Here is a 16,503-nt window from a genome sequence, read left to right on the forward strand (position 1 = left end):
TCAGCGCGCGGTGGAGTTGGCGGTGATGTAGTCGGCCAGGTCCCCGAGCGTCGCCATCCGGTCCTCGTCCAGCTCCTCGACGTCGATCTGGATCTCCAGCTCGTCCTCCAGCGCCAGCAGCAACTCCAGGCCGAGCGAGGAGCTGAGGCCGAGCTCGTCCATCAGCTGGGTCTGCTCGGTGACCGGCGCGTCCGGCCGCAGCATCCGGGTCAGCAGCACGGTCAGGCGGTCCACGACCTGGTCCCGGGGCGGCGCGTCGTGTTCTAGCACCGGGGCTCCCACGGGTCGATCACGCGCTCCAGCATGGAGTCATCAGAGCAGGGGAGATCGGTGAGTGTCAACGGGTGCGATGGTGGTCACGGGCAGTCACCGAGGTCGGTGCGACACTCGACGGCGTACGGCTCGTCGCCGGCCAGCGCCACCGCCACCGCGTACCCCTGTGGCGCGACCAGGTCGGCGAGCCGGTGCCGGCCGGCCGGGTCGGCGCACTCGACCACGTCGGCCCGGTCCACCGGCATCCCGAGGTTGGGCCACAGCCGGCCCCCGGCCGCCTTGACGGCCGCCTCCTTGCGGGCCCACAGCCGCACGAACCGCCGCGCCCGGGCGGCCTGGTCGGGGCCGGCGGCGACGTGCCGCGCCTCCCGGGGGTGGAAGAAGCGCGCGGACGCCGGCACCGGGTCCCCGCCCGGCACGACGTGCTGGATGTCCACCCCGACCGGGCGGCCGTCGCTGAGCGCCACCGCGACCAGATCGCCGGAGTAGGACAGGCTGGTGTGCAGGCCGCGCCACGGCCCGGTCAGCGCCGGTTTGCCGTACCGGCCGCGGCGCCAGGTCAGCGCCGCCGGTGGCGCGCCCGTGGCCCGCCCGGCCAGCACGCGCAGCGCGCCGTGCGCCACCGTGAACCGGTCCCGCAGCCCGTCGGCGGCGAGCCGCGCGGCCCGGGCCCGCTCGGCCGGGTCGAGCACCGCCCGGTACCGGGCCAGCACGTCCGGCGGCGCCCCGGCCGCAAGCACCCAGACCCGTACGGCGTCCCGCATGGACGGCAGCGTAACGGTGCGCCGTCGCGTTGACACACACCGATGCCCGTTGCTCTCATTGACCGGTGTTCGCGCAGACGGTCCAGGCCCACGTTCCCGTCGCGTTCGCCGGGCCGGGCGCCGGCGTCGCGCCCCTGACCTGGGGGCAGAAGGCGATCATGCAGGACATGCGGGAGACCGGCTGGACGCACAACGTCAGCGGCGCCCACCCGGTGCCGCCGGGCGTCACGGTCGAGCAGGTGGCGGCCGAGTTCGCCGCGCTGATGGCCCGGCACCCGGCGCTGCGGATGCGGCTGGGCGAGGGCGACGGCGGTCCGTGCCAGGTCGTGTCGGCCACCGGCGAGACGGTCCTGGACGTGGTGGACGTGCCCGACGACGCCGACCCGGCCGACGTGGCCACGTTCGCCTACGACCTGGGCCACGCCCGCCTGCTGAGCCACTACGACCTCTACCGCGACTGGTCGGTGAAGATGGCGGTGATCCGGCACCGGGGCGTCCTGGTGCACCGGGTGCTCACCATCGACCACCTCGTGGTCGACGGCACCGCCACGTCGCTGCTCCTGGCCGATCTGGGCCTCGCCGGCCGCCCGGTCCGCCGGGTCGCCGACCCGCGTACCGTGCAGATCCTCGACCTGGGCCGGCGGGAGGAGACGCCGCCGCTGCGCCGGGTCAGCGACCGGGCCGTGCGGCACTGGGCGGAGCACCTGCGGGACATCCCGCCGCTGACGTTCGGCGAGCCGGCCGCCGGTGGGCGCCGGGGGCACCGGTACTGGCACGGCCGGTTCAGCTCACCGGCGGCGTACCTGGCGGTGCGGGCCATCGCGGCGCGGACCCGCACCGACACCTCGCGCGTGCTGCTGGCGGTCATCGCGGTCGCGATCGGCCGGGCCACCGGCGTCAGTCCGCTCACCGCCAAGCTCATCGTCGGCAACCGGTTCCGGCCGGGTTTCGCCGAGGCCATCGCCCCGCTGAGCCAGAACGGCGTGCTGCGCGTCGACACCGCCGACACCACTGTGGACGAGGTGGTGGCGCGTGCCCGCCGGGCCGCGGTGTCGGCCGGGAAGTACGCCTACTACGACCCGGCGCAGCTCGCGGAGGTCTCCGACCGGCTGGACACCGAACGCGGATACCCGGCCCGGATCAGCTGCCGGATCAACGACCGGCGGGTGACCACGCGGCAGGCGGCCGACGTCGGGCTGCACGACGACCCGGTGACCGCCGAGCGGATCCGCCGCCGCGCCGACGAGACGTTCCTGGTCTGGGACGGCCCGCTGGACCACCTGCCCGAGCAGGTGTTCATCACCGTCGAGGACCAGCCGGAGACGGTCTACCTCCAGGTCATCTTCGACTTCGGCTGCTTCACCGAGGAACAGGCGGAACGGCTGCTGCGCGGCGTGGAGGAGGTGGCGGTGGAGGCGGCCCTCGACCCCGCCGCCCCGACCCGGGTGATCCCGGGATCGGCGGGCGGCTGACCGGTCACAGCGCCGGTCACGCGTCCCAGGTCACCGGCAGCGACTCCAGGCTGCGCACCACCAGACCAGGCCGGAACCGCAGCTGCGACTCGTCGACCGCGAGCCGCAGCCCGGGCAGCCGGCGCAGCAGGCCGCCGAGCGCCTCCTGCAGCTCCATCCGGGCCAGCGCCGCGCCGAGGCAGTGGTGCGGGCCGGCGCCGAAAGCCAGGTGCGGGTTGTGCGCGCGGGTCAGGTCGAGCGTGTCCGCGCCCGGGAACACGGTGGCGTCCCGGTTCGCCGACGCGATCGCCGGCAGCACCGCGGCGCCGGCCGGCAGGCGTACGCCACCCAGCTCCACCTCCTCGGTCGTGACGCGGGGCAGCAGCACCCCGTTGTCGCCGAGCTGGATGAAGCGGGACAGCTCCTCGACCGCCCGGGCCACCGCGACCGGGTCGTCGCCGCGCAGCGCGGCCAGTTGCTCGGGGTGGCGGGCCAGTACGAGCAGGAACAGGTTGAGCTGGTTGGTGGTGGTCTCGTGCCCGCCGACGAAGATGCCGGCGGTGACCGAGACCAGCTCCCGCTCGGTGAGGTCGTCGTGCTCGTCCCAGACCGCGATGAGCGCGCTCATCAGGTCGTCGCCGGGCTCGCGGCGGCGCTGCTCGATCAGCTCGCGGAACGCCTCCAGCGCGGCCCGGGGCGCCTCCGGGTCGGCGTCCCAGTCGCCGACGAGCGCGTCCGACCACTGACGTACCCGCTCCCGGTCCCGCTCGGGGATGCCGAACAGCGTGCTGATCACGGAGATCGGCAGCGGGCCGGAGACGTGCGTGATCAGGTCGGCGGGCGGACCCGCGGCCACCAGGTCGTCGATCATGGCGTCGACGAGCGCCGCGACCCTGGGGCGCAGCTCCTCCACCCGGCGGACGGTGAACGCGTGCGACACGGCCCGGCGCATCGTGGTGTGCCGGGGCGGGTCCATCCCGATCAGCGAGTCCTCGGCGAGCGAGCCCAGCTCCCGGGTCGGGCGGTTCGGGCCGGCCGCGGCGGCCCGGCTGAACCGCTGGTCGGTGAAGACGCGGCGCACGTCGGCGTGCCGGGTGGCCAGGTACGCGCACGCCCCGTCGGGCAGCTCGACCCGGGCCACCGGGCACGTCTCGCGCATCCGGGTGTAGTCCGGCGACGGGTGGTAGATCGTCGGAGCCGGCGCGAGCGGGTACGGGATGGCCGGCGGGTCCTGCGTCATCTGCGACTCCTCAGATCGGGCCGCCCCGGGCCAGGGCGGCGAGCGTCGGCACCAGGCCGGCGGGGGCGGGCATGGCGTGGACCCGGTCGCGCATCAGCGCCGCCGCGCGCCGCCACGGGCCGTCGGCGATCAGCTCGCGGACGAGGTCCCGCACCGCGGCGGCGGTGGCCTGCTCGCGGGTCAGCCAGGCGCCCGCGCCGGTGGCCGCCAGCCGTTCGCCGTTGAAGTGCTGGTCGCTGACCTGCGGCAGGACGAGCTGCGGCACGCCGTACGCGAGCGCGGTCATGGTGGTGCCGGCCCCGCCCTGCTGCACCAGCGCGGCGCAGGTCGGCAGCACCAGCCGCATCGCCAGTGGCCCGTCGGCCAGGCGGACCCCGGCCGGCACCGGCCCCAGCGCCTCGCGCTGGCGCGGCTCGACCACGACGACGACCTCCACGTCCGGCCCGGCCACCGCGTGGATCACCCCGGCCAGGTCGAGCCGGTCGTCCAGGCCCGCGCCGGCCATCATGGTGCCCGCCGTGACGCACACCCGGGGCCGGTCCGCCGGGCGGCGCAGCCAGGGCGGCAGCACGGCCGGGCCGTTGTACGGCACGAACCGCACCGGGCGGCCGGGACGCCGCGTCGGCACCTGCATCGGCGGCGGCACCGGGTCGAGCGTGAGCACTCCGTCCAACGCCACCTCGGCGGCGGCGAGCCCGAACCGGGCGGCGAGCGGCCCGACCACCGACTCCGGGTCGAGGCGCAGCGTGGTCGAGGAGTCCGGCCCCCACAGGTTCAGCACGCCGGGTACGCCGAGCGCGGCGGCGGCCACCGGCGCGGCCAGGTTGAACGGCTCCCAGAGGATCAGGTCCGGCCGCCAGGACCGGCCGAAGGAGACCAGCTCGTCGAGCACGGCGTCGGCGAAGCGGACCACCCCGCCGTCGGCGGTGATCGCCGGCTCCAGGGCGTCCGCCGTGGCGGGCCCGTCGAGCGGCGCCACCGCGCCGATCCGGCCGGCGAACGCGGCGGCGAAGTCGACGTCGGCGCCCAGCGGCACGGCGGCGAGCCCGGCCGAGCTGATCGCGCTGACCATCGAGGGGTGGCTGGCCACCCGCACCTCGTGGCCGGCGGCCTGGAGCGCCCAGCCGAGCGGGACCAGGCTGTAGAAATGCGACCGCCAGCCCCATGTCGACATCAGAATTCGCAGAGCCGCAGTCAAATCCCACCAATCCGCGCGTGAAACGGCAGTCCTGGCCAACCGATGCTAGGTGATGGAAGCGGTACGCGGAAGGTCGCGGACGACCGCAATGAATATTGACGCCGGGCTAACCGATGCTGGAGTCTTAGCCGGTGCCCGAGGTGGACCGCGATCGGCAGGCGGTGGTGCGTTGAGCGTCAATTCCGGGTTGCGTTCCTATCCGTTCGAGCCATTCACCGGCGATCTTCCCGCCGAGCTGCTGGAGATGGTCGTGACCGAGCCGGTCAGCCGGGTGCGGCTGCCCGACGGGCGGGCCGCCTGGCTGGTGCTCGGCTACGAGCAGTGCTGCACCGTGCTGGCCGACCCCCGTTTCTCCCGGCTTCCGCTCGGCGCCACCGCGACGCCGGACGGCGGCGGTCCCCGCGAGTTGAACATGGACGGTCCGCCGCACGCGGCGGTGCGCCGGGTGGCCGCGCGCGCGTTCACCGCCCGCCGCATCGAGACGTTCCGTCCCCGGGTGCAGCGGCTGGTGGACGAGCTGGTCGAGGCGATGCTCGCCGGCCCGCGCCCGGCCGACGTGGTGGCCGGGCTGGTCGCGCCGCTGCCGGTGTTCGTGGTGTGCGACGTGCTCGGCGTGCCGGCCGCCGACCGTCCCCGCTTCTACGCCTGGATCGAGGGGCTGAACTCGGTCACCGCGTACGGCTCGGCCGACGCCGCGACCGCGCAGGCCCAGCTACGGGACTACCTGGCCGGTCAGCTCGCGCGCAAGCGGGCCGAGCCCGGCGACGACCTGCTCTCGGCCTGGGTCCGCGGCACGCACGAGCTGGCCGACGCCGAGCTGGTCGAGCTGGCCATGGGGGTGCTGCTCGGCGGGCTGGAGATCAACTCGACGAGCGCCGGCCTGCTTGCGCTGTTCCGGCACCCGGAGCAGCTGGCCAAGCTGCGCGCGGCGCCGGAGAAGCTCTCCGCGGCCACCGACGAGATCCTGCGCTACACGTCGGTGAGCGCCATGTTCCGGGTGCAGGTGGTCCGGGAGGACCTGGTCCTCGGCGGCGTCGGCATGCGCGCCGGGGACTGCGTGATGGCGGTCCCGTGGGCCGGCAACCGCGACCCCCGGTTCTTCCCCGAGCCGAACGTCTTCGACATCGACCGCAGGCCCGACGCCCCGCACCTGACCTTCGGCTTCGGGCCGCACTTCTGCCTCGGTACGGCGCTGGGCCGGATGCAGGTGGAGCTGTCGCTGGGCGCGCTGCTGACCCGGATGCCGGCGCTCGCGCCGGCGGTGCCGCCGGCCGAGATCCCGTGGCGGCACGACCGGATGAACGGCGGCATCGCCTCGTTCCCGGTGACCTGGTGAGCGGCGGTCAGTAGCTCTCCACCGCGTTGACCCGGCCCGGCCAGTAGCGCTCGCCGGGCGCGGGCGCGTAGTGCTCCCAGCGCGGCGGGTTCCCGGTCGGGTGGTCGCCGAGCACGGTGATCCGCTGCCCGCGGCGCAGTCCCTCGTAGTCGTTCACCGCGTAGTGCTGGGTGACCCGGTTGTCCCAGACCGCGACGTCCCCGGTCCGCCAGCGGTAGCGGCAGGTGAACTGGGGACTCTCGGAGAAGGCGAACAGGTGCTCCAGCAGCGCGTCGCTCTCGTTGCGGGTCAGCTGCGGGATGTGCGAGGTGAACAGCCGGTTGACGTACAGCGATCGACGTCCGGTCTCCGGGTGCACCCGGACCACCGGGTGTTCGGCCCGGCTGGTGAACTCGGTGCCGATCCGGATGACGTGGATGGCGGTCAGCCCGTCGACCAGGTCCCGCATCGGCGCGGAGAGCGCCTCGTAGACCCGGCACTGGTTGGTCCACATGGTGTCGCCGCCGACCTCGGGCAGCTGGACCAGGTGCAGGATCGAGGCGATCGGCGGGCTCTGGTGGAACGTCATGTCGGTGTGCCAGACGTCGACCTTGCCGCCGTCGGCGGAGTCGATGACGACGATCTCCGGGTGCCCGTCCAGCCGTGGCAGATAGGGGTGCAGCTCGACCTCGCCGAAGCGGCGGCCGAACGCCACGTGCGCGGCCGGCGTCAGCCCGGTCTGGCCGGCGAGGAAGACCACCTGGTGCTTGAGCAGCAGGTCGTGGATCAGCGCGAAGCCCTCGTCGGTGAGCGTGTTGAGGTCGATGCCGTGAACCTCGGCGCCCAGCGCGCCGGAGACGAGCCGGACCTCGGCCGCGATGGATGTGGTCATCGATGATCCCTCCGGTCTGCGCGCCACGGCTGGTCCGCGAATTGTTCCACGTCCGTGAATGTCCTCACCAGCCGTCGTCGTTGACTCACCCGGCGTACGCCTGGAACCATTCGGTGCCGGCGGGGGCGGCGAGGCCGGCCCGCGACGTGGAGGAGGCGCGGGTGGCGATCGATGCCCCGATCGAGGGTGACGCGGCGGAGCGGCTCGACCGGCTCACCGACCTGGCCACCCCGTTCGCGGTCCGTACGGCGGTGACCCTGCGCGTGCCGGACCTGATCGCCGACGGCGTCACCGGCCTGGCCGAGCTGGCCGGCGCCGCCGGGGCCGACGCCGCCGCGCTGGGCCGCCTGCTGCGCTACCTCGCGCACCGGGGCGTGTTCGTCGAGGTGTCGCCGGACGTCTTCGGCCTGACCGACGTCGGCGAGCTGCTCTGCGACCGCGAGGGCGGTGGCCTCGGCGCCTATCTGGACCTCGGCGGCCTCGGCGCGCGGATGGACCTGGCCTGGGCCGGTCTGCCGCACGCGATCCGCACCGGCGGGCCCGGCTACCGCGAGGTGCACGGGCGGGACTTCTGGGCCGACCTGGACGCGCACCCGGACCACCGGGCCTACTTCGACGCGCTGATGCTCAGCCAGCAGCGGTTCACCGCGCCGGAGGTCGCGGCGCTCTACCCCTGGCGCGAGGCGGGCCACGTGGTCGACGTGGCCGGGGGCGCGGGCGGGCTGCTGCGGGAGGTGCTGGGCGCCCATCCGCACCTGCGGGGCACGCTCGTCGACCGCCCCGAGCCGGTGGCCACCGCCGCCGCGACGTTCGCCGAGTGCGGCCTCGCCGACCGGGTCGAGACCGTGGTCGGGGACTTCTTCGCCCCGCTGCCGCCCGGCGCCGACGTGTACGTGGTCTCGCGCGCGCTCACCGACTGGAGCGACGTCCACGCCACGGCGATCCTGCGGCGCTGCGCCGAGGCGGCCGGAGCGGCCGGCCGGGTGCTCGTCATCGAGGTGCTGCCGACGGTGCCGCACGTGCCGCACCTGTCCGCGTACGACCTGCGGATGCTGGTGCTCGTCGGCGGCCGGGAACGCGGGTTGCCCGAGTTCGCCGCGCTGGCCGCCGCCGCGGGCCTGTCGCCCCGGCGCACGTACCACGGCGCCGACGGGCTCACGCTCATGGAGTTCGCCGCCGGCGCCTGAGGGCGCGTCGCACCTGTCCGGTGCCGTCCCGTGCGCCCGATCATTGACGTATATGCATCGACATGGCGGCCCTGGGTGGAAGGGCGGTTTTCTCTGGGCATCGGTCAATGTGCTGAGAAATGCGGTCACGACATTTGCCGCCACCCATATCTGCTCGCATTTATCAATGGTTGTTCGCGGGGAGGGCGGCCGGTAACGTCTCGCGTGGCGACTAGCCGATCCCTCGCGAAAGGGTCGACGCGTCATGACGGTTGCTGGCTCCACGCGATATCCGCCCTTCATCGACGACCTCGCCCGCAGCGAATCGGGACGGCTGCTGCGCGCCGAACTCGGACGGCGGTGGCCCGAGACACCCGACCAGCTCGACGCGATAGTGCGCTACGCGCTGCTGCCGGCGGGCAAGATGCTGCGCCCGATGATGACGCTGCACGCGGCCGAGGCGGTCGGCGGATCTCCCCGCGACGCGCTCGCCGCCGCGCTCGCCACCGAGTACCTGCACGTCGCGACGCTCGTGCACGACGACATCATCGACGCCGACACGCTGCGCCGCGGCCGCCCCGCGGTCCCGGTGGCGTACGGCATCCCCGGCGCCATCGTGGCCGGCGACCACCTGATCTTCCACGCCTTCCGGGCCGTCGTGGAGGGCGGTCCGGACACCCCCGCCGGCCCGGTCGTCGCCGCGGTGGCCGCGCTGGCCGAGGCGGGACAGGACCTGTGCCGGGGGCAGGCGCTGGAGGCGCGGCTCGTCGGCGACCTGGACGCGGGCGCCCGCTGGTATCCGGAGATGATCCGGCTCAAGACCGGCGCGCTGTTCCGCGCCGTGTGCGAGATCGGCGCGCTGCTCGGCGGCGCGGACCAGCCGGTTGCCGCCGCGCTGGCCCGGTACGGCGAGCACCTCGGGATGGCCTTCCAGATCCGCGACGACCTGCTGTCCTATCTGGCCACCCCGGAACAGACCGGCAAACCGGCGTCCAGCGACCTCAACAACGGCCGCCCCACCCTGCCGCTGCTGCTGGCGTACGACGCGGTCACCGACGCGACCCGGGTGGAGCTGCTGGCGGTGCTGCACCGGCGCGGCGCCGGTCCCGGCGACGTCGAGTGGGTCGCCGCGCTGCTGCGCGACGTCGGCGCGGTCGACGGCGCCCGCCAGCGGATGGTGGGGCACGCCGAGCGGGCCCGCGCCGAGCTGGCCGTGCTCACCCCGTCCGCGGGCGCGGACGTGCTCACCGGCATCGCGGCCTGGATGACGAGCGGGACGGCGTGAGCACGGCCGCCGCCGTGCGGGCACTGCGGGCCCACGTCGAGACCTGGCGGCCCTACACCCTCTGGTACGTGGGGCTGGTCGGCCTGGCCGGCGCCGCCGTGGCCGGCGGCCCGCACCATCCGTGGGTGCTGCTGTCGGCCTGGGCCGCGCCGACCGCCGGCTGGCTCGGCGGCCACTATCTCGGCGACTACTTCGACAGGCACCTGGACGCCGGCAGCAAACCGCACCGGCCGATCCCCTCCCGGCGCCTCGGCGCGGGCACCGCGCTCTGGTGCGGCTGGGCCTGTTTCACGCTGCTCGGCGTCCTGGCCGTGCTGGGCGGGTGGGGCACCACCGCGGCGGCGCTGCTGGCCGGGTGCGGCATCGTCGCGTACAGCAGGTGGTTCAAGGCCCGCGGAATCGCCGGAAACCTGGTCCGGGGCGCGCTCGGCGCGGTCGCGCTCGTCTACGGCGCGCTCGCCGCCGGCCTCGCGCCGGACCGCGCCTCGGCGACGCCGGTGCTGCTCGCGCTCGTCGTCGCGTTCTGGTCGCACGACGCGATGTCCAACCTGGTCGGCGCGTTGCGCGACATCGACGGCGACCGCGCGGGCGGTTACCGGACGCTGCCGGTGGGGCGGGGCGTGCCGTTCGCGGTGCGGACCGTGCTGGCGCTCTACGCCGTCGCGATCGCCGCCGCCGTGGCCGCCGGACTGCTCGCCGGCCGGGACGCGCGGACCGCGTACCTGATCACCGTGCTCGTGGTCCTGCTGACCGGCGTGGTGGCACTGGCCCCACTGGTGCGCCGGCGCGGCGGCATGCCGGTCGTGGTGGCGCTGCGCGCGCACTCGGTCCTGGTGGTGGAGCGGGTCGCGCTGGCCTCCGCGGCGGTCGGGCTGGGCCTCGGCGTCGCCGTGCAGCTCGCGCTCGCGCTGCCGATGGTCGCGCTGACCTGGGTCGCGCAGCGCGCCATGCGTGCCCGGCACGAACTCGGTCCGCCGGTCGCGGGCCTGACCCTCGCCACCCGCAGTCGAGTACCGGTGGAGGACGCGCCATGACCACTGTGACCACGGAGGCCGTCGGGAAGGCTGTCACCGCCGGCGCGGAGGCGCTCCTGCGCCGGCGCCGCCCCGACGGCGCGTTCAGCGACGACCCGCCCGCCTCGGTGCTGGGTACCGCGGGCGCGGTGGCCGCGCTGCACGCCGCCGACCCGTCCGGCTGCGCGGACCTGGTCGGCGCCGGAACCGCGTGGCTGCGCCGGCAGCAGCACGACGACGGCGGCTGGGGCGGCGTGGTGGGCGCCGGCACCGAGGTCGTGCCCACCGCCGTCGCGATCGCGGCGCTGGCCCTGACCGCGCCGGCCGACAGCGCCGGGGCGATCGCGGCGGGCCGGACCCGGCTGGCCGCGCTGGGCGGCGTCGACACCGTCACCGACCCGGCCATCTCCTTGCTCTGCCGCCAGTTGCTCACCATGGCCGGGATGACCGCCGAGGCGGGCCCGCTGCGCCGGCTGCCACTGGAGATCGTCCTGTTCGACCGGGTACGCCGGCAGCGTCTGTCGTTCCGTACCGCGCCGTTCATCGGGCTCGCCCTGATGCAGGCCGACCTGCTGCCCACCGGCCGCCTGCGCCGGGCCACGCTGGGCCGGGCCCGGCCGGTGGCGCTGCGGCTGCTGCGGTCCATCCACGACCACGAGGGCGGCACCGGCGCGCTCAGCGAGGACCCGTGGCCGGCCGCGCTGGTGCTGCTCGGCCTGGCCCGCAGCGGCGAGGCGCCGGACATCGCCCGCGCCGTCGTCGGCTGGCTGCGCCGGGCGGTACGCCCCGACGGCGCCTGGGACGCGGTCACCAACCTGGACCTGACCCGGACCGGGTACGCGGCGACCGGGCTGATCGCGGCCGGCTACGCCGACGACCCCCGGCTGCGCGCCACCCGGGAGTTCCTCCACGCCGGCCGCAAACCGGAGGCGTTCGAGGTGCTGGACGTGCCGCCGGGCGGATGGAGCTATTCGAACGCGCGCGGCTGGCCGGTGACGCTGGAGTCCGCCGAGATCCTCTCGGCGCTGGCCGGCTTTCCCGGGGCCGACGCCGACCCGGTCCTGCGCGACGGACTGGCATGGCTGGTCGGCCGCCAGGACAGCCGCGGCTCGTGGAGCCTGTGGGTCCGTGACACCCGGCTCGCCAACGACGGTCCGTGCCCGGCCATCACCAGCCAGGCGATCCTCGCGCTGCACGACGCCGGCCACCCGGACGACCATCCGGCGATCGCCCGGGCGGCGGCCTGGCTGCTGACCCGGGCCGCGCCCGACGGCACGTTCGAGAACCTCTGGTACCGCGACCACACCTCCGGCACCGCCGTCGTGGTCGCCGCGCTGTCCCGGGTCGGGCACGCCCGGCACGAGGTGGTGCGCCGGGCGGCCCGGTGGCTGCGCGACACCCAGTTGCCCGACGGCTCGTGGGGGCCGGGCGACGGCACGGCGGGCTCGGTCGAGGAGACGTCCTGGGCCGTCCAGGGTCTGCTCGCCACCGGCGACCCGGACGCCACCGGGGCGGTGGACCGGGGCGTGGCCCGGCTGGTCGCCGCCGCCGGACCGGACGGGAGCTGGCCGGCGGCCCGGGTGTGCAACTACATCCGCCACCACATGCGCTATCCCAACGCCGTGATCACCCAGGCGCTCGCGCTGCGGGCACTCGGCGAGTACCGCCGGGCCGCCGCCGCGCGGCCGGACGTGGCGCCGCCGGCGGTGACCCGATGACCCCCGACGTGGTGGTGGCCGGCGCGGGCGCCGGCGGCCTGGCCTGCGCCCGCGCGCTCGGCGCGCTCGGCCTGCGGGTGCTGGTGCTGGACCGGCAGCGCACCCCGGCGTCGATCGCCAAGGGCGAGATCCTGCAGCCCGAGACGGTACGCATCCTCGACTCCTGGGGTCTGCTGGACGCGCTGCGGGCCACCGGCGCGCGCCCGGTCGGGCGGCTGGCCATCCGTGACCCGGCCGGCGAGCCGTTGCTCTGCCTGGACTACGCGGGGCTGCCCGGCGCGTACCGGCAGATCCTCTGCGCCGACTACGGCGACCTGCGCCGCGTGCTCACCGACCGGCTGCCGTCCGGAGCGCGCATCCGGTGGGGAGCGCGGGTCACCGGCGTCCTGCGCGACAGCGACGGGCGCATCGGCGGCGTCCGGTTCGTCGCCGACGGCGCCGAACAGGAGATCCACGCGCCGCTGGTGGTCGCCGCCGACGGCATGTCGTCGCCGCTGCGCCGCGGCGCCGGGATCGCGGTCCGGCGCCAGGAGTACCCGCACGGCCTGGTCGCCTTCGACGTGGCCGGCGCCGACGTGGCCGAGGAGGTGTGCGCCTACCGCACCGGCCGGGGACTCTGCCTGGTCTACCCGCTGCCGGGCGGGCGGTGCCGCCTGTACGCGCAGGTGACGCCGGACGAGTTCCGGGGGCGCGTCGACCTGGGCGCGTGGTGCGACCGGCTGCTCGCCGACGTGCCGGCGATCCGGCCGCTGGGCGCGGCGCTGCGCGCGAGCCTGGACCGGCGCCAACTGCTCGCGGTCTACCGGCTGCGCAGCGCGCGCCTGGCCGTGCCGGGGCTCGCGCTCGCCGGCGAGGCCGCCCACGCGGTGCACCCGATGGCGGCGCAGGGCGTCAACAGCTCCCTCGGCGACGCCGAGACGCTCGCCGCCTGCCTGGCGGCCGAGGGCGGCGCGCCGGAACCGGCGGCGGTGGACCGGGCGCTGCTCGCCTTCGAGGCGGCGCGGCGGCCCCGCCTGGACCACGTCGCGACGGTCAGCCACAACGCCTCCCGCATGATCACCGCGGTGTCCGGGCTGCCGAAGCTGCTCGGCGCGCGGATGATGCGCCGCACCGCCGCCAACCCCCGCCTGCTCGGGCTCACCGCCGGCAACCTCTCCGGCACCGACGTCCGGCCGCTGTCCGCGGTCGACCGGCTGTACCAGCTCGGGCTCCTGGCCGACCGGCGAGCGCACACCCCGCCGGTCCCGTCGGAAAGTGAGCGACCATGACGCCTGGCACCGCCGTCGGGACGCACCCGCCGGCCGACCTGTCCATGAACGAGACCCCCTACCCGCCGCTGCCGGGGGTGCGGCGGGTGGTCGCCGACGCCGCCGCGGCGCTGCAGCGCTACCCGGACCGCACGTCGGCGGCGCTCGTGGCCGCGCTGTCGCGGCGGCTCGGCGTGGGACCGGAGGCGATCCTCGTCGGCCCCGGCTCGGCCGGACTGTGCCAGCACCTCGTGCAGTCCCTCGGGCCCCGGCCGGACGTCGTCCACCCGGCCCTGTCGTTCGAGGGCTACCCGCTGATCATCGGCAACGCCGGGGCCCGCGCCGTGCCGGTGCCGATGGACGGGTACGGCCACGACCTGCCCGCGATGGCGGACGCGGTGACCGAGCGGACCCGCTGCGTGCTGCTGTGCAACCCGAACAACCCGACCGGGGCGGCGCTGCGCCGCGACGACGTCGAGGCGTTCCTGGACCGGATCCCGGCCGACGTGCCGGTCATCGTGGACGAGGCGTACCGCGAGTTCGTCACCGACCCCCGCTCGCCGGACGGGATGGACCTGTACCGGGCGTACGACAACGTCTGCGTGCTGCGCACGTTCTCCAAGGCGTACGGGCTCGCCGCGCTGCGCGTCGGGTACGCCGTCGTGCCGCCCCGGCTCACCCGGGCCGCCGCGCTCACCGGGGCGGTGTTCTTCCCCTCCGCGCTCGCCCAGGCGGCGGCGGTGGCGAGCCTGACGCCGGAGGTGGACGCGGAGCTGACCCGGCGGTGCACGGAGCTGGTGGCGGAGCGTACCCGCCTGGTCGGCGCGCTGCGCGGCCTCGGGCTCACCGTGGTGCCCAGCGAGGCCAACTTCGTGTGGCTACCGCTGGGAGAGCGGGCCGTGCCGTTCGCCGACCGGGCCCGGGAGGCCGGCATCCTGGTCATGGCGCTACCCGGCGCCGGGGTCCGGATCACCGTCGGTTCCCCGGAGGCGAACGAGCGGCTGCTCGCGTTCGTCCGCGCGGCGCTCGCCGACGGGCTCTGACCGGCCGGCCGGCGCCAGCGCGACCACGCTCAGGTAGTTCAGGCCGGGCTCGTAGTCGGCCACCACCACCGGCCGGGGCCGCGCCGCGTCCCCGGCGAGACGGTCCAGCAGCGCCCACCAGACCCCGGTGGACGGCTGCCTGCGCGGCCCGGTCGTCACCGCGGCGCCGCCGTGGCCGGGCCACACGGCGGCCAGGTCCGCGCCGAGCACGACCGCGACATCGGTACGTCCGGCCGTCAGCTCGCCCACCTCGGCCGCCGCGAGCGCGGCCACGTCGCCGGCGTCGACGTCCACGTGCTGGCGCAGCGCGGTCACCCGCGCGCCGCCGCCGAGCCCGATCAGCTCGGGACCGCCGGCCGCACCATCGCTGTCGCCGCCGGTCGCGCCGTCGTCGGCGAGCGCGTCGTAGAGCATGGCCACGGCCCGGTGGCGCGCCGGTACGGGCACCGCCGCGTCGTACGGCAGCACCGCCTGCTCGACGGTGAGCAGCAGGGCGCGGCGGCACCCGTACGCGCGGGCGATCCGCAGCCCGGTGAACGCCGCCGCCGAACCCTGCTCGCAGAGCGCGAACGACATCGGCGTGCCCGGGCAGACGTGACTGAGGTACGCCGCGGTGGCCCGCCCGGGCAGCATGTCGTGCACGGCGAACGCCAGCACGAGCAGGTCCACCGGCTCGTCCGGCGGCACGACGGCGGGGATCAGCTCGGCGGCCATCTCCCCGTACGACTGGCCCAGCGCCGCCGCGGGCGCGTCGAACAGGCCGCCGGGCACACGCAGCCCGTACGGCCGGGTCAGGTCGGCCAGGTAGCCGGCGGCGCGCTCGCGCAGCACGGGGTCGCCGAGCAGCGCGGCCGGACCGGTGAACGTGCGCCGCGCGGCCCGCAGCAGGCGGAGTCCGGTCTCCATGGTGGCCTCCGCCGCTCAGTGCTCGAAGACCATGGCGGCGAACGTCGCGCCGTCCCCGGCGCCCACCGCCGCGACCAGATAGCGGTCACCGGGCCGGAGCAGGTCGCGCTGCCGGGCGGTGCGGTAGTTGACGAACGCGTCGGCGCAGAACACGTGCCCGGTCTCGGTGACGTTGTCCAGCAGCACCCGGTCCAGCGGCAGCCCGATCAGCCGGCACAGCCGCTTCCAGGTCATCAGGTTCACGTTGTGCGGCAGCACCAGCCGCAGCTCGGACAGCGTCGTGCCGGACCGCTCCAGCGCCCGGCCGATCACCTCGGCCAGCGCCGGCCGGTACGCCCGCTGGAACCGCGCCGGGGACTCGCCGCCGGCCACGTCGAACTCGCCCCGCTGGTGGCAGGCGTACGCGAGCAGCCGGTCCCGGCCGCCACCGGCGCTGAGCAGGCAGGCCGAGGCGCCCTCGCTGAACACCGACGTCTCCGGGATGAACTGGGCGTCACGGGTGAACGCCTTCTCGCCGGTCAGCACCAGCGCCAGCGGCGGGCCGTCCGGCGTGTCCGGTTCGGACGCGAGCAGCCGCCCGGCCACGTCGATCGCGGCGAGCGCGCTGGCGCAGGACTGCTGGGTGAGCGTGAACGCGAGCGCGTGGCCCAGCCCGAGCGTGCGGCACACCTCGTGCAGCGGGTTGACCGGGTAGGGGGTGACCACCGGGAAGGCCCGCCCGTACACCACGAACCGCACCCGCCGCCGCAGCGTGTGCAGCGCGGTGAGGCCGTGCGCGGCGCGCAGCAGCAGGTCGGTCAGGGACAGCCCGGGGTCGCGGCGGACCTCGGTCAGGCCGTGGAAGCGGCGGAACAGGCGCACCTGCATGTCGCTCAGGCCCAGTGGCGCGGCCAGGCTCTCGACCGGCACCCGGCGCTGCGGCAGGAACACCGAGACGGCCTCGATGGCCGTCATGCGCGAACCGTCACGACACGGATCAGATCAGTGACGCC

The 16,503-nt window shown here is 75.5% G+C and carries 15 protein-coding genes; 8 read left to right on the forward strand and 7 right to left on the reverse strand.

The features are described from left to right. Positions 1-270 (reverse strand): phosphopantetheine-binding protein, encoded by a 270-nt coding sequence (locus O7542_RS07430; protein WP_030499105.1) that lies wholly within the window; start codon positions 268-270, stop codon positions 1-3. A gap of 86 nt (positions 271-356) precedes the next feature. Beyond that, positions 357-1,037 carry a 4'-phosphopantetheinyl transferase superfamily protein gene (locus O7542_RS07435; RefSeq protein ID WP_210882468.1) on the reverse strand — a complete coding sequence of 227 codons (681 nt, stop codon included), beginning with the start codon at positions 1,035-1,037 and terminating at the stop codon, positions 357-359. A 65-nt stretch (positions 1,038-1,102) separates the two neighbouring features. Between O7542_RS07435 and O7542_RS07440 the strand changes: the two genes are divergently transcribed. After that, positions 1,103-2,509 carry a condensation domain-containing protein gene (locus O7542_RS07440; RefSeq protein WP_043323258.1) on the forward strand — a complete coding sequence of 469 codons (1,407 nt, stop codon included), beginning with the start codon at positions 1,103-1,105 and terminating at the stop codon, positions 2,507-2,509. A 16-nt stretch (positions 2,510-2,525) separates the two neighbouring features. Here O7542_RS07440 and O7542_RS07445 read toward each other — a convergent pair whose 3' ends face one another. Beyond that, positions 2,526-3,728, reverse strand: coding sequence for a cytochrome P450 (locus O7542_RS07445; RefSeq protein ID WP_043323260.1), 1,203 nt, complete (start codon positions 3,726-3,728; stop codon positions 2,526-2,528). Positions 3,729-3,738: 10 nt separating this feature from the next. Further along, positions 3,739-4,902 carry a nucleotide disphospho-sugar-binding domain-containing protein gene (locus O7542_RS07450; protein WP_281605929.1) on the reverse strand — a complete coding sequence of 388 codons (1,164 nt, stop codon included), beginning with the start codon at positions 4,900-4,902 and terminating at the stop codon, positions 3,739-3,741. Between the two features lie 193 nt (positions 4,903-5,095). Here O7542_RS07450 and O7542_RS07455 point away from each other — a divergent pair, with 193 nt between their 5' ends. Further along, the gene (locus O7542_RS07455) at positions 5,096-6,262 is read left to right on the forward strand and encodes a cytochrome P450 (RefSeq protein ID WP_064445596.1); all 1,167 of its coding nucleotides are present in this window, start codon (positions 5,096-5,098) and stop codon (positions 6,260-6,262) included. A gap of 7 nt (positions 6,263-6,269) precedes the next feature. On the opposite strand, the gene O7542_RS07460 is transcribed toward O7542_RS07455, so the two are convergent. Next, entirely contained in the window at positions 6,270-7,133 is an 864-nt protein-coding gene (locus O7542_RS07460) for a TauD/TfdA family dioxygenase (RefSeq protein ID WP_064445597.1), read from the reverse strand. Positions 7,134-7,294: 161 nt separating this feature from the next. Between O7542_RS07460 and O7542_RS07465 the strand changes: the two genes are divergently transcribed. The 6 genes from O7542_RS07465 to O7542_RS07490 all read left to right on the forward strand — a co-directional run bounded on the left by O7542_RS07465 (position 7,295) and on the right by O7542_RS07490 (position 14,605). Continuing rightward, positions 7,295-8,320: a methyltransferase gene (locus O7542_RS07465; RefSeq protein WP_281605930.1), complete on the forward strand. Its 1,026-nt coding sequence runs from the start codon at positions 7,295-7,297 to the stop codon at positions 8,318-8,320. A gap of 244 nt (positions 8,321-8,564) precedes the next feature. Continuing rightward, positions 8,565-9,584 carry a polyprenyl synthetase family protein gene (locus tag O7542_RS07470; protein WP_069088422.1) on the forward strand — a complete coding sequence of 340 codons (1,020 nt, stop codon included), beginning with the start codon at positions 8,565-8,567 and terminating at the stop codon, positions 9,582-9,584. Continuing rightward, entirely contained in the window at positions 9,581-10,618 is a 1,038-nt protein-coding gene (locus O7542_RS07475; protein ID WP_064445599.1) for a UbiA family prenyltransferase, read from the forward strand. Before O7542_RS07470 ends, O7542_RS07475 begins: the two co-directional genes overlap by 4 nt. Continuing rightward, complete coding sequence (locus O7542_RS07480) at positions 10,615-12,315, forward strand: prenyltransferase/squalene oxidase repeat-containing protein (protein ID WP_281605931.1); 1,701 nt, start codon at positions 10,615-10,617, stop codon at positions 12,313-12,315. The genes O7542_RS07475 and O7542_RS07480 overlap by 4 nt, the downstream gene beginning before the upstream one ends. After that, positions 12,312-13,583: an NAD(P)/FAD-dependent oxidoreductase gene (locus tag O7542_RS07485; RefSeq protein ID WP_281605932.1), complete on the forward strand. Its 1,272-nt coding sequence runs from the start codon at positions 12,312-12,314 to the stop codon at positions 13,581-13,583. The genes O7542_RS07480 and O7542_RS07485 overlap by 4 nt, the downstream gene beginning before the upstream one ends. Further along, positions 13,580-14,605, forward strand: coding sequence for a histidinol-phosphate transaminase (locus tag O7542_RS07490; protein WP_281605933.1), 1,026 nt, complete (start codon positions 13,580-13,582; stop codon positions 14,603-14,605). The genes O7542_RS07485 and O7542_RS07490 overlap by 4 nt, the downstream gene beginning before the upstream one ends. Here O7542_RS07490 and O7542_RS07495 read toward each other — a convergent pair. Both O7542_RS07495 and O7542_RS07500 read right to left on the reverse strand, forming a co-directional pair. Beyond that, a complete protein-coding gene (locus O7542_RS07495; RefSeq protein ID WP_281605934.1) occupies positions 14,510-15,511 on the reverse strand; it encodes a 2-hydroxy-acid oxidase in 1,002 nt (333 codons plus the stop codon). The genes O7542_RS07490 and O7542_RS07495 overlap by 96 nt on opposite strands. A 15-nt stretch (positions 15,512-15,526) precedes the next feature. Beyond that, positions 15,527-16,465, reverse strand: a complete 939-nt coding sequence (locus O7542_RS07500) for a 3-oxoacyl-[acyl-carrier-protein] synthase III C-terminal domain-containing protein (RefSeq protein WP_281605935.1) — start codon at positions 16,463-16,465, stop codon at positions 15,527-15,529. Between the last annotated feature and the right edge of the window lie 38 nt (positions 16,466-16,503).

Origin of the sequence: Micromonospora sp. WMMC264, from assembly GCF_027497275.1 — a bacterium.
Taxonomy (GTDB): Bacteria; Actinomycetota; Actinomycetes; order Mycobacteriales; family Micromonosporaceae; genus Micromonospora; species Micromonospora chalcea.

Coding starts and splice junctions, on each gene's coding strand:
- O7542_RS07435 (WP_210882468.1), bottom strand. CDS start 1,037: ATGCGGGACGCCGTACGGGTCTGGGTGCTTGCGGCCGGGGCGCCGCCG.
- O7542_RS07445 (WP_043323260.1), bottom strand. CDS start 3,728: ATGACGCAGGACCCGCCGGCCATCCCGTACCCGCTCGCGCCGGCTCCG.
- O7542_RS07450 (WP_281605929.1), bottom strand. CDS start 4,902: ATGTCGACATGGGGCTGGCGGTCGCATTTCTACAGCCTGGTCCCGCTC.
- O7542_RS07460 (WP_064445597.1), bottom strand. CDS start 7,133: ATGACCACATCCATCGCGGCCGAGGTCCGGCTCGTCTCCGGCGCGCTG.
- O7542_RS07470 (WP_069088422.1), top strand. CDS start 8,565: ATGACGGTTGCTGGCTCCACGCGATATCCGCCCTTCATCGACGACCTC.
- O7542_RS07480 (WP_281605931.1), top strand. CDS start 10,615: ATGACCACTGTGACCACGGAGGCCGTCGGGAAGGCTGTCACCGCCGGC.
- O7542_RS07485 (WP_281605932.1), top strand. CDS start 12,312: ATGACCCCCGACGTGGTGGTGGCCGGCGCGGGCGCCGGCGGCCTGGCC.
- O7542_RS07490 (WP_281605933.1), top strand. CDS start 13,580: ATGACGCCTGGCACCGCCGTCGGGACGCACCCGCCGGCCGACCTGTCC.
- O7542_RS07495 (WP_281605934.1), bottom strand. CDS start 15,511: ATGGAGACCGGACTCCGCCTGCTGCGGGCCGCGCGGCGCACGTTCACC.
- O7542_RS07500 (WP_281605935.1), bottom strand. CDS start 16,465: ATGACGGCCATCGAGGCCGTCTCGGTGTTCCTGCCGCAGCGCCGGGTG.